The sequence below is a fragment of the Spirillospora sp. NPDC052269 genome (assembly GCF_040679435.1).
Classification (GTDB): Bacteria; Actinomycetota; Actinomycetes; order Streptosporangiales; family Streptosporangiaceae; genus Spirillospora.
The window spans coordinates 189,328-201,745 of the sequence record NZ_JBFAUU010000011.1; the positions used below are offsets into that span (position 1 = coordinate 189,328).

General features: G+C 72.7%; 11 protein-coding genes. 8 read left to right on the plus strand and 3 right to left on the minus strand.

What is annotated here, in order from left to right; translation table 11 throughout:
* Window positions 1-77: 77 nt before the first annotated feature.
* Window positions 78-1,145: a sigma-70 family RNA polymerase sigma factor gene (locus AB0L06_RS24380; RefSeq protein ID WP_500233376.1), complete on the plus strand. Its 1,068-nt coding sequence runs from the start codon at window positions 78-80 to the stop codon at window positions 1,143-1,145.
* Window positions 1,142-1,681, plus strand: a complete 540-nt coding sequence (locus AB0L06_RS24385; protein WP_500233377.1) for a dihydrofolate reductase family protein — start codon at window positions 1,142-1,144, stop codon at window positions 1,679-1,681. Before AB0L06_RS24380 ends, AB0L06_RS24385 begins: the two co-directional genes overlap by 4 nt.
* Window positions 1,682-1,756: 75 nt before the next feature.
* On the opposite strand, the gene AB0L06_RS24390 is transcribed toward AB0L06_RS24385, so the two are convergent.
* On the minus strand, window positions 1,757-2,437 hold the full coding sequence (locus tag AB0L06_RS24390; protein ID WP_500233378.1) for a TetR/AcrR family transcriptional regulator: 681 nt from the start codon (window positions 2,435-2,437) through the stop codon (window positions 1,757-1,759).
* A gap of 87 nt (window positions 2,438-2,524) precedes the next feature.
* On the minus strand, window positions 2,525-3,421 hold the full coding sequence (locus AB0L06_RS24395) for an alpha/beta fold hydrolase (RefSeq protein WP_500233379.1): 897 nt from the start codon (window positions 3,419-3,421) through the stop codon (window positions 2,525-2,527).
* Window positions 3,422-3,735: 314 nt separating this feature from the next.
* Here AB0L06_RS24395 and AB0L06_RS24400 point away from each other — a divergent pair, with 314 nt between their 5' ends.
* From AB0L06_RS24400 to AB0L06_RS24420, 5 genes are all read left to right on the plus strand, one after another.
* On the plus strand, window positions 3,736-4,293 hold the full coding sequence (locus tag AB0L06_RS24400; protein WP_500233380.1) for a DUF5987 family protein: 558 nt from the start codon (window positions 3,736-3,738) through the stop codon (window positions 4,291-4,293).
* Window positions 4,290-5,942: an FAD-dependent oxidoreductase gene (locus tag AB0L06_RS24405; protein WP_500233381.1), complete on the plus strand. Its 1,653-nt coding sequence runs from the start codon at window positions 4,290-4,292 to the stop codon at window positions 5,940-5,942. The genes AB0L06_RS24400 and AB0L06_RS24405 overlap by 4 nt, the downstream gene beginning before the upstream one ends.
* A gap of 45 nt (window positions 5,943-5,987) precedes the next feature.
* Window positions 5,988-6,965 carry a carboxymuconolactone decarboxylase family protein gene (locus AB0L06_RS24410; RefSeq protein WP_500233382.1) on the plus strand — a complete coding sequence of 326 codons (978 nt, stop codon included), beginning with the start codon at window positions 5,988-5,990 and terminating at the stop codon, window positions 6,963-6,965.
* Window positions 6,962-8,029: a glucose-1-phosphate thymidylyltransferase gene (locus tag AB0L06_RS24415; RefSeq protein ID WP_500233383.1), complete on the plus strand. Its 1,068-nt coding sequence runs from the start codon at window positions 6,962-6,964 to the stop codon at window positions 8,027-8,029. Before AB0L06_RS24410 ends, AB0L06_RS24415 begins: the two co-directional genes overlap by 4 nt.
* Window positions 8,030-8,229: 200 nt before the next feature.
* Complete coding sequence (locus AB0L06_RS24420; protein WP_500233384.1) at window positions 8,230-9,813, plus strand: MFS transporter; 1,584 nt, start codon at window positions 8,230-8,232, stop codon at window positions 9,811-9,813.
* 63 nt (window positions 9,814-9,876) lie between these two features.
* On the opposite strand, the gene AB0L06_RS24425 is transcribed toward AB0L06_RS24420, so the two are convergent.
* A complete protein-coding gene (locus tag AB0L06_RS24425; protein ID WP_500233385.1) occupies window positions 9,877-11,253 on the minus strand; it encodes an FAD-dependent oxidoreductase in 1,377 nt (458 codons plus the stop codon).
* Window positions 11,254-11,474: 221 nt separating this feature from the next.
* Here AB0L06_RS24425 and AB0L06_RS24430 point away from each other — a divergent pair, with 221 nt between their 5' ends.
* Window positions 11,475-12,311 (plus strand): hypothetical protein, encoded by an 837-nt coding sequence (locus tag AB0L06_RS24430; protein ID WP_500233386.1) that lies wholly within the window; start codon window positions 11,475-11,477, stop codon window positions 12,309-12,311.
* Window positions 12,312-12,418 lie beyond the last annotated feature (107 nt).

The window sequence follows — 12,418 nt, forward strand, 5'->3', positions numbered from 1 at the left end:
CCACGAGCCAGAATTCAGCATGTCGTGATATGGAGACATCTCGCCAAGTGCTCACCTTTTCGATGAGAATCGTCGCTATGAGTGAAGATCAGTCCCTCGTCGTCGACGAGGCCGCGTTCACGGATCTGGCTGAGAAGCACCGCCGCGAGCTCCAGGTGCACTGCTACCGGATGCTCGGCTCCATCGAGGACTCCGAAGACCTGGTGCAGGAGACCTTCCTCCGCGCGTGGAAGAAGCGCGACACCTACCAGGGACGGGCCACCTTCCGCGCCTGGCTGTACCGCATCGCCACCAACGCCTGCCTGGACTTCCTCTCCGCCAACCCCCGCCGTCCCGTCCCGCGCAAGGTCGTCGGCGGGACGACCCGACACGACTTCCCCGACGAGATCCCCTGGCTCCAGCCCATCCCGGGCGGCCTGATCGAGCCCCCGACGGAGGGCTCCGCCGGGCCGGACGCCGTCGTCGTCGCCAAGGAGACCATCGAGCTGGCGTTCATCGCCGCCATCCAGTACCTGCCGCCCAAGCAGCGCTCGGTGCTGCTCCTGCGCGACGTGCTGGGATACCCGGCCAAGGACACCTCCGACATCCTGGGCACCAGCGTCATCTCGGTGAACAGCGCGCTGCAGCGCGCCCGCGCCACGCTGAAGCAGCGGCTGCCCTCGCGCCGCGCCGAGTGGCAGGCGGGGGAGGACCCGAGCGCCGCCGAGCGCCGCCTCGTCAAGCGCTACATCGACGTCATGGAGCGCGGCGACCTCACCACGGTGGCCCAGGCCATGGCCGACCTGATGGCCGAGGACGTCCGGGTGACCATGCCTCCGCTCCCGCTCTTCTACGCCGACCGGCAGGAGTTCTACACCGGCGTCAGCGCGTACCTCGACCCGGCGTCCCCCCTCTACGCCGGGCAGTGGCGCAGCGTGCCGACCCGCGCCAACCTCCAGCCCGCCGTCGCGCACTACGTCCGGCCGCCCGGCGCCGCCGCGTTCGAGGCGCAGGTCCTGGACGTGCTGCGCGTCGAGGACGGCCTGATCGTGGAGATCACCGCGTTCGACCCGCACCTGTTCCCGCGGTTCGGGCTGCCGCTCGTCCTGCCGAACCGGCCGCTCACCCTCGCGGAGGCCACGCTCGTCGTCCCGGAGAGACCGTGAGGAGGGTCGTGCTCGCGATGGCCGTCTCGGTCGACGGCTTCGTCGCGACCGAGGACGGCGGAATCGACTGGATCTTCCCGCACCTGGACGAGGAGGTGGAGCGCCGGATCATCGACTACGTGTCGGAGACCGACGTCCAGCTCATCGGGCGGGTCAACTTCCAGGAGCAGGCGCGGTACTGGCCGACCGCGCCGGACGCCCAGGCCCCGCTCATCAACCGGGCCGAGAAGGTCGTCTTCTCCTCGACGCTCAAGGAGGCCCGCTGGTCCAACGCGCGGATCGCCGAGCACGACGTCGTCACGGAGATCGACCGGCTCAAGGGCCTGCCGGGCCGGGACATCCTGGTCCCCGGCGGCGCGCGGTTCGCCCGCCACGTCGCCGAGCAGGGCCTCGTCGACCTCTACCGCCTGATGGTCTACCCGGTCGCGCTCGGCTCCGGGATCCCCCTGTTCACCTCCCGCGTCCCGCTGCGGCTCGTGGAGAGCAGGACCTTCGCCACCGGCGCCGTCTCCCTCGTCTACCGGCCGGGCGACTGAGCACGCGCCGGCGGACGTCCGGCCGGGGCGTCGCGCGCCGGCGCCCCGGCCGGGCCGACCGCCTTGGACGGGGGTTCAGGAGGGGGCGGGCATGCCGCCCGTCCTCTCCTCGTACCTCAGGACGCGCAGGCACGCCTCCGCGACCGACCGGGTCGCGCCGTCGCGTCCGTCGCCCTGGGAGACCATGAGGTTGACGAGCTGGGACTCGAAGCAGGTGTCGGCGTCGTAGGGCGGCACGAGGTAGTCGCCGAGTTCGAGGGTGACGAGGCCGTGCACGGCCGTCCACATGTGGTGGGCGATCAGGTCGGGGTCCGCGGTGGTGAAGCGGCCTAAGGCGATGCAGCGGTCGGCGGTGCGGATGACCCGTGCGAGCGTGTGGCGTCCGTACTGGCGGTCCGGCTCGGTCAGGCGGAACCCGGTGTGGGTCGTCGTGCCGAACATGATCGCGTACAGGTGCGGGTTGCGGGCGGCGTTCCGCCGGTAGGCGTGGCCGAGCAGGGCCATGTCGGTGACGGGGTCGGGGGAGTCGCCGACGCGGGCGAAGTGGGTCTGGAGGCGGTCGAAGCCCTCGTGGACCATCTCGCGGACGAGCCCGGTCATGCCGCCGAAATGGGTGTAGACGGCCTGGGTGGAGCAGCCCGCCTCGGCCGCCACGCGGCGCGTGGACAGGGCGGGCGGACCGCCTTCCGACAGCAGCCGGGCGCCGATGTCGATCAGCGCGAGGCGCAGCTCGGGATCAGCCCGCCGTGGCGACACGGCCACCGTCGCGTTCAGGTCGGCACGCTTCCCCGGCCATGGACCCATCCCCCCTGATCACGGAAAGGCAGGATTTCTCCCCGGAGGCTAGCCCCTTCCGCGTTGCGGACCCACTCCATCCCCGGGCGTGTCCCACGCTGGCCGGGACCGGCCGTCGTTCACGGCTTCGTCCACGCCGTCGTTCGTGTCGTCGTCCATGCCGCTCTCGAGGGCCTTGTCGAGGGCGTCGCCGAGGGCGATCTCGGCGGCGACCTCGTCCAGCAGCGCCACCAGCTCGTCCGGCGCCGACACCATCGGCCACAGGCCGGTGTCCAGCGTGCGGAACCGCCAGGTGGGGGCGGACCGCATCCGCTCCACGTCCGCGGCGAGCCGCCCGTGGAAGTGCTCCAGCTCGCACACGACGTAGGTCGCGCGCTGCTCCTCCAGCGGACGGGTCAGCCGGACGGGCTCGGTGAGCGGGCGTCCCGGGTGGTCGCGGAGGCGGTCCGTCAGCCACCTCGCCTGCTCGGGGGTCAGCCCCTGGTCGTCGGCCACCACCTCCACGTCCGGGACCGGCCACCGCCCGCCGTTCTCCTCGATCAGCCGCAGCTCGGCGCCGCGCAGCGGCTCGCCGAACGCGTCGATCGCCGACCTCCCGTCGTGCGGGAGCGACGCCTCCACGTAGACCGTCCGGTCGACGCGGCCCGGCTCGCGGTCGGCGACCGCCCCGGCGACGATCCCCGAGGTGCCGTGGCCGACCAGGACGACCCGCTCGGGGGCCAGGTCGCGCAGGACCGCGTGGACGTCCTCGATGTGGGTGTCCAGGCCGATGCGGGAGACGTCCTCGCCGCCGCTCCGGTCCAGTCCTGACAGCGTGACGAGGTGGACCGAGTGGCCGCGGTCCCGCAGGCCCTCGGCGACCTTCTTCCAAATCCAGGGACCCATCCAGGTCCCCGGGACCAACACGAACGCCTGCACGCGATCCCCGCCGTTCCGTCGCTTCATCTCAGGGCGGACTGACTCACCCTGTCATCGTCCAGAAATGATCACATCCGCGGGGCGGGCCGCGTCGAGCTTCGGGGGGATTTCTCATCCACGTGGTCACCTCCGTCCCGTCCCTCCCACGATCATGAGACCCGTCCGGCGTCCGAAACTCACCGCTGTCGCTCGGGGACCGCCTGCGACGGCGTCCCCTCCGGTGCCCTCTCCGCACGGCAATTCCGAGGATGTGCGGCGCGACGGCCGCCCCGGACGATGAATCCGTGCGGAGCCCGGCGCCCGAGGGCCGGGGCCGCCGACCGACGACGGAGGCGATGCTCATGGCAGGCCGGTCACCGGAGGCGACGATGACGCTGGAGGCGTTCGCGGACACCATCGTCCCCGGCGAGAAACGCTTCCCCGAGGACCGCGCGGTCGCGGGGGCGGCGGACGGCCCCGGCGCCGTCGCCGCGGGGGCCCTGGAACTGCTGGACTGGTCCGCGACCGGCGTCACCCCGATGCTCGGCGACCTGGTCACCCGGCTCGGCGAGCACGCGGAGGCGTACGCCGCCGAGGAGGGGCTGGCGCCCGACCCGTCCGTCCCGCCCTTCGTCGCGCTCACCCACCTCCAGCGCACGGCGCTCGTGCGCCGGCTGCTCGCGCCCGGCCACCCGGAGAAGGAGTTCTGGGTGCTGTTGACGCTCTTCTGCAACATGGCCTACGACTCGGCCGCCCACCGGGAGACCGCGGACGCGATGGCGGACGGGCATCCAGGGCTGCTCGCCATGGGGTTCGCCCAGCCCGACCCCGATGGGCTGTGGCGCTTCCCCCGCTACTCCTACGGCAGGCCGCTGGCCCGCCTCCACCCCGCCACGACGCCCTCGGGGAGCCCGGCATGAGCGCCACGGAACAGACCGACGTCCTGGTCATCGGCAGCGGCTTCGGCGGCGCGATCACCGCCTACCACCTCGCCGCCGGCGGCGCGAAGGTCGTGGTGCTGGAGCGCGGGCCGTGGCTCGGCAGCGACGAGTTCGAGCACGACTTCAAGCTCGGCTCGTCCTACACCCGGATCTTCGACTTCACCGTCGGCGACGGCATGAGCCTGCTGGGCGGCAACTGCGTCGGCGGCGGGAGCGTCGTCTACTTCGCGGCGATGCCCCGCGCGCCCCGCTTCATCTTCGAGCGGCACGGCAGCATCGGCCGCCGGATGTGGCCGCGCGCGATCGACCGCGACACGCTCGACCCCTGGTACGACCGGGTCGCCGAGGCGCTGCCCGTCCACACGCAGGACTGGAACGACGTGACCTACGCGGGCGGCCTGTGGGGCGCGATGTGCTCGCACGCGGGCCGCACCGCCAACCCGGTCCCGGTCGCCATCGACAACGAGAAGTGCACCAACTGCAACTGGATGATGGCGGGCTGCAAGTTCGACGCCAAGCGGTCGCTGCTGCTCAACTACCTGCCCGCCGCCCTCGCCCACGGCGCCGAGATCCGGCCGCTGCACGAGGTGCAGCACCTCACGCGCACCGGCGACGGCGGCTACGAGGTCCACTACGACGTCGTCGACGACGAGGACTACCGGATCCACACCGGCAGCGGGACGATCGCCGCGAAGATGGTGATCCTGGCCGCCGGCGCCGGGGCCACCCCGGTGATCCTCCAGCGCAGCGAGCCGCACCTGGGGAAGATGCCGCACGCCGTCGGCCGGTACTTCTCCGGCAACGGGGAACGCCTCAACACCGCCGTCATCGACGAGGACCGCGTCCGCGAGGTGCTGGGCCTCGGCCGCCAGGACGGCCTGCCGTACGGCTCCAACCAGATCGGCAAGGGCCCGTGCGTGGCCAACTGGGACCGGCTGGACGCCTCGCTCCCCGAATACTCCCGCTACTCGCTCGAACAGCTCTACTTCCCGCCCGGCCTGGGGACCATCCTCGCGCAGGTCCCGGGCGGCGCGGACCCGACGTGGTTCGGCGCGGAGAAGAAGGAGCTGCTCGGGAAGTGGTCGTCCTGGCTGACCATCTTCCAGATGATCGAGGACGACAACGAGGGCGTCTTCGGGCCGCCTCCCCCGACGGGCAACGCCACCCGGATCTCCCAGCAGATGCTCGGCCGCGGCGCCCTCCGGTACAACCCCACGGCCAACACGCTGCGCGCGTGGGCCATGGCCGACGCCGAGGTCAAGGACATCGTGGAGCGCGACGGGCTGGCCGAGGTCGCGGCCTGGACCAACGACGTCGTCGGCGCCTACACCGTCCACCCGCTGGCGTCCTGCCGGATCGGCGACGACCCGTCCACCTCCGCGCTGGACGACCGGCACGAGCTCCGCGACCACCCGGGCATCTTCGTCACCGACGGATCCGCGGTGCCGTGCGCCCTGACCGTCAACCCGGCCATGACCATCGCGGCGCTGGCCGAGCGGGCCGTCCCCGGCATCGTCGCCGCGGCGCGGGAGCGCGGGATCGACGTCCGCTACGGCGCGCCGTCGCCCGAGGGCGAGACCAGCGCGCGGCGCGGCACGGCCGGGCTCGCGCGCGACCTCGCGGGCTGACCCGTGAGGAGGCTGCTACGAAGGTCGGTGCGGCAGGTCAGGCATGTGCGGCCGGTTCCCGCCGGATCGGCGGACGGGCTGGTGGCGGAGGTCTACGAGCAGCTCGAGGCGGACTTCGGCATGCTCGCGCCGCCCGTCGCGCTGCACTCCCCGGCGCCCGAGGCGCTGGCCGCCTCGTGGATGACGCTGCGCGAGTCCCTGCTGGTCGGCGCCACCCGCCGGGTGGACCGGGAGGCGGTGGCCGCCGCGGTCTCGGCGTCCAACTCCTGCCCGTACTGCGTGGAGGTGCACACCTCGACGCTGCGCACGCTGTCCCCTGAACGGGACTCCGCCGCGACCGCGGGGAAGGAGCGTCCGGCCGCCGCGTGGGCGCTCCAGGACGAACCGATGCCGTGCACCGCGGAGACGGCGGCCGAGCTGGCCGGGGTGGCGGTCACGTTCCACTACCTCAACCGGATGGTCAACGTCTTCCTCGAGGACTCGGTGCTGCCGAGCGAGGTGCCCCGCGTCCTGCGCGGCCCGCTGACCGACCGGATCGGACGGTTCCTGCGGCCGAACGCGGTCCTTCCCCAAGGGCGGTCGCTGCGGCTGCTGCCCGAGGCCGTCCTGCCCGTGGACATGGCCTGGGCGGCGGGCAGCCCCACGGTCGCCGACGCGTTCGCCCGGTCGGCCGCGGCGATCGACGCGGCGGGCCGCCGCGCGGTGCCCGAACCGGTCCGCGAGCTCGTCGGCGGCGTCCTCTCCGACTGGGACGGACGGCCGCCCGGCATGAGCCGCGCCTGGGTCGGTGAGGCGACCGCCGGGCTGGACGAGGACCTGGCGCCCGTCGCCGTCCTCACCCTGCTGACCGCCATGGCCTCCTACCAGGTCGTCCCGTCGGACGTCGCGGCCTTCCGCGCGACCCGTCCAGGCGACCGGGCGCTCGTCGAGGCCACGGCCTGGGCGAGCATGACCGCGGCCCGCCGCCTCGGCGCGCGGCTGTGGGACTGGCACCTGTCCTCTACCGAAAGGCACCTCTCGTGAAGGCCCTGGTGCTGGCGGGCGGCTCCGGCTCCCGCCTCAGGCCCCTCAGCCACTCCATGCCCAAGCAGCTGATCCCCGTCGCCGGACGTCCGGTGCTGGAGCACGTGATCGACGACATCAGGAACGTCGGCGTGACGGACGTCGCCGTCGTCGTGGGGACCTGGGCGGGGCAGATCGAGCGGGTCCTCGGCGACGGGTCCCGCCTCGGCGTGCGCATCACCTACCTGCGGCAGGACCGGCCGCTCGGGCTCGCGCACGCGCTGCGCCTGGGCCGGTCCTTCCTGGGCGAGGACGACTTCGTGATGTACCTTGGCGACAACGTCCTGCGGGAGGGCGTCGCGGAGATCGCCGAGGAGTTCCGCCGGACGCGCCCGGCGGCGCAGCTCGTGGTCCGCAAGGTCGCCGACCCGCGCGCGTACGGGGTCGCCGAGGTGGACGCGGACGGCGAGGTCGTCCGGCTGGTGGAGAAGCCCGAGCATCCGGTCGGCGACCTCGCGGTGGTCGGCGTGTACTTCTTCACCGCGGCGATCCACGAGGCCGTCGCCGCCATCGCGCCGAGCGCCCGCGGCGAACTGGAGATCACCGACGCCGTGCAGTGGCTCGTGGACGCGGGGGCGCGGGTCCGGGCGCGGGAGTACGGGGGCTTCTGGCGGGACGTGGGCGAGATCGAGCACGTCCTGGACTGCAACCGCCGCCTCCTGGAAGACCTGATCCCACGGGTCGCGGGCACGGTGGACGCGGCCAGCGAGCTGCACGGCCCGGTCGTGGTGGAGGAGGGGGCCACGGTGGTGCGCTCCCGGATCCGCGGGCCGGTCGTCATCGGCGCCGGCACGCGGGTCGTGGACAGCGTGGTCGGCCCCGGCACGTCCGTGGGGGCGGGCTGCCTGCTGCGCTCGGCCTCCCTGGCCGACTCGATCGTCCTGGACGGCGCGTCGATCGCCTTCACCGGCACGTTCCGCCGCTCGGTGATCGGCCGCTCCGCGGTGATCGGCCCCGGCGCGGGCGGCCGGGACGCGCACGAGATCGTCGTGGGCGACCACGCCCGCGTCGAGCTGGGCTCCTGACCTGGCCTCCGATCGTCCCCGGCTCCCGGTGCGTGCCGCACCGGGGGCCTGACCCGTCCGGGACCGGTCGCCGATTCCGCAATCGGGGAGATGCTCCGGTGAGTTTCGTCCCGCACCGTCGTCACATAACCGAGCCGTACATGACCGAGCCGGTGACCTAGCCGTGCCGCCGTCGCGGCCCCGACGACGAGAGGACGAGCATGACCGCAGAGGTGGAATCCGCGCCCCGGGCGGGCGCGCGGCAATGGGTGGCGCTGGCGATGCTCTGCCTGCCCACGATGCTGGCGACCCTCGACATCAACGTGACGATCCTGGCGCTCCCGCACATCGCGAAGGACCTGGGCTCAAGCAGCATCCAGCAGCTCTGGATCACCGACATCTACGGGTTCGTCATCGCCAGCTTCCTCATCACGATGGGGACGCTCGGCGACCGGATCGGACGCCGCACCGTCCTGTTCGCGGGGGCGGCGCTGTTCATCGTCGCGTCCGTGCTGGCGGCCACGGCCGAGTCCACCGCGACGCTCATCGCGGCGCGCGCCGTCATCGGCCTCGCCGGGGCGACGATCATGCCGTCGGTGCTCGCGATCATCACCGACATGTTCCGCAACCCCAAGGAGCTCGCGGCCGCCATGGGCGCCTGGGGATCGTCGATCATGCTGGGCCTGATCGGCGGCCCGATCATCGGCGGCCTGCTGCTCGGGTCGTTCTACTGGGGGTCGGTCTTCCTCATCGCGATCCCGGTCATGGCGCTGCTGCTGATCACCGGGCCGTTCCTCATCCCCGAGTCGCGCAACCCGCGGGCGGGCTCGTTCGACCTGATCAGCGTGGTGCTGTCGCTCGGCGCCGTCATGCCGACCGTGTACGGCATCAAGGAGCTCGGCCGCAACGGCTGGGGCGTGTGGCCGGTCGTCGCCGTCGTGGCGGGCCTGACGCTCGGCGCCCTGTTCGTCCGGCGGCAGCGGACGATCGAGCACCCGCTCCTCGACCTCGGCCTGTTCCGGATCCGCTCGCTGAGCACGGGCGTCGCGCTCGGCCTGGTGGTCGCCATGGTGATGGGCGGCGTCGGCCTCACGGTCACGCTGTACATGCAGCTCGTCAAGGGGATCAGCCCGACGCACGTGGCGCTGTGGCTGATCGCCCCGTCGGTGGCCATGGTGATCTTCGGGAACATGTCCCTCGGCATGGCCCAGAAGATCAAGCCCGCGGTCATCCTGGTCGTCGGCTCGGTGGTCGCGATCGCCGGCCTGGTGGTCATCACGCAGGTGACGGCCACCGCCGGCATCTCCACCCTGATGACCGGGCTGATCCTGGTCTACGTCGGCGGCAGCCCCGTCGGCATGATGAACAGCCTCCTGGTCATGTCGGCGGCCCCGCAGGAGAAGTCCGGGTCGGCGGGGTCGATCTCCTCGGCGTCCGGTGAGCTGGGCGCGGCCCTCGGCGTCGCCGTCCTCGGCATCGTCGGCACCTCCGTCTACCGCCACGACCTGGTGATCCCGGCCGGGACGCCCGGCCCGGTCGCGGACGCGTCGAAGAACGGCCTCGCGGGCGCGGTCTACGGCGCGCCCAACGTGCCGGGCAAGGTCGGGACCGACCTGCTGTCGTCCGCCAAGGACTCGTTCACCAGCGGCCTGCACGTGGTCGCCGTGGTCACGATGGTCCTGTACGTGGTGCTCGCCGTCATCGCCTTCGTGGGCCTGCGGAACCAGCCCCCGTTCGGCGCCCAGAAGGCCGCGGCCGAGGCCGACGCCGAGGCGGCCGAGACCGTGGAGCAGCCCGCCACCTGACGTCCGGGCAGCGGAGAGGGGGCGGGCGCCGCGGCGCCCGCCCCCTCTGTCGTACTGCCGGAGTCAGCTCATGCCGGCCGGCCGTCCACCGCCCTGCCAGGACGGTCCGGGCGCCGGCCGCCGGACGGCGTGCCGCAGGACGCGGGCCAGCATCGCGGGCTTCATGAGCGCCTGCGGCGGGTCGATGAGCCCCGCGACCCGCATGAACCCCTCGGTGACCTTCGCGTCCTTCGTCGCCGCGTACTGCAGCCGGGACATGTAGGCGTTGCCCATCTTGACCTTGAGGGTGCGGCGGCCCTCGACGCCGGGGAAGTCCAGGTCCCCGCCCGCCGAGATCTCCCACGGCACGTCCACGACCTTGGCGATGTCGGCCTGGAACGGCCCGGGCGCGGGGACGCCCCGGCGCAGGTGCTCGCGCAGCGTCATCGCCTCCAGTGCGGCGACGCTCATCCCTTGGCCGTAGACGGGATTGAAGCTGCACACCGCGTCGCCCATGACCAGGAGCCGGTCCGGCAGGCGGGTCAGCCGCTCGTAGTGGCGGCGCACGCTGGCCGGGAAGCGGAAGGAGACGGCGTCGTCGAGCGGCACCGCGTCGCGGACCGCCTCGTACACGTCCGGCACCGGCAGCGAGCGGACGAACTCCAGGAACGCCTCGTCCTCGGTGGGCGGGTGGTCGCCCAGGAGCCCGGTCAGCGACAGGATGCAGGTGTCCGGCCCCACCTGGCCGAAGAACGCGCCGCGCGGGTGGGCGGGCGAGGCCACCGGGTTGATGGACTGCACCCCGTCGAACCACTCGGGCTTCGTCCGGTAGTGCCGGGTGGTGTAGGCGAGCCCGACCTTGACCTTCTCCTCCGGCGGACGGTCGTAGCCCATCTCCGAGAGCCAGGCGGGAGTGCGCGAGCCGCGCCCGGTGGCGTCCACCACCAGGTCGGCGTCCAGCAGCTGCTCCTCGGCCCCCTCGTCCCGCGGCCGGACCCGCACCCCGACCACCCGGCCGCGCGCCGTGTCGGCCACCAGCCCGTCGATGTCGTGCCGCTGCAGGACCAGGACGTTCGGCAGCGCCGCCACCCGCTCCCGCACGTGGTACTCCAGCACGGGACGGGGCGCGGTCACCGAGACGAGCCCGGTGTGCGCCGGACGCAGCTTGCGCGCGTTGAAGAACCAGCGCATCTCGCCGAGGTCCCCGGCCGGGACGCCCGCGTCGGTCAGCTCGTCGGTGAAGCCCGGGAACAGCTCCTCCATGATGAGGTGACCCCGGGCGTGCAGCCCGTGCGCGTGGACCGTGTGCGGCGCTCCCCGCCGCGACTCCCGCACGCCGAGCACCTCGTCCCGGTCGACGACCACCACCTGTTCGTACGCCTCGGAGAGCACCCGTGCGGCCAGCAGGCCCGCGATGCTCCCCCCGAGGACGACCGCCCGTTCACCGAGATCGCCGCTCATCGGCCACCACCTCCACGGAAAAGAAGGGTTCGCCTGGCCGTTCCGGCCACAGCAGAAGGGTCACACCCGGGCTTTCCGGCCACATCCTCCCGATTGCGCATTCCCGGTCCCGCGCGTCACCGGCCTGGGCGGACGAAGATCGCACGATGGCGGATGTGGCGCGGACCCCGCCTCCTTAGCGTCGTGTGCGGATCCGGCACCACTCCTAGAAGGGAAGCTCCGTGGCTAACGAGCACCTGAGGCGACGCCACGTCGTCGCCGCGGCCGTCGGCATCGCCGCGCTGGCCGTGCCCGCCGCCGCCAACGCGGCCAACGCGGCCAACGCGGCCACCGCGTCCGACGCCGGGCGACCGGGCGTCACCCAGCACAACGGGACGTCCTGCAGTCCAGTGGAGCGGTATATGACCCTCGCCGCGGAACAGCGGCGGGTGTCGAAGCTGTTGAAGGGCTTCACCGTGCTGCGGAACCAGGCCGACGTGGACCGCCTCGCGAAGCCGAACTCCGCGACGGGCACGCAGTTCGCGGCCCTGGCGCACATGTACAACAGCATGAAGGGCGTCGGGATGACCATCGTCAACGTCGGCATGCAGGGAGCGGGCATGCCGACGCTGCTGTTCTACCGTCCCGACCCGAAGGCGACGAACGTCACGCAGCCCTACGTGCCCAACTTCCCCTACCGGCTCGCGGGCTGGGGGTACGTCTGGCCGTACACCCCGGGGAAGGCGCCGTCCTATCCCGGGGACACGGGCCTGCGGTGCGTCAAGCCGACCGAGTGGTTCGTCCACGAGCGCAGCGTCCACCCGGCCGACACCTGGCAGAACATCCCGGTGCCGCCGGCCGAGGACTGGAAGGGCGAGGCCGCCGGCTCGACCGCGCCGACGGCGGAGGAGTGCGGCTGCAAGGTCGGCGAGGCCCACCCCCGGTTCTGGGACCTGCACGTCTTCCTGACCCGCACGCCGTTCCCGCAGGTGTCGATGTTCAACCCGGGCAAGCCCATCCCCGGTTTCGACGCCGTCGCGGGCAAGGGCTTCTTCTACCCGGCCAAGCCGCCGGTCTGAGCCCGCCGCGAGCGCGTCACGACGTGAGACGGACGCGGCGTCCGGCCGGTGCCCATCGGGGGCCACCGGCCGGACGCCGCGCTGACGCGTGCCCGGCCCCTTCCGAG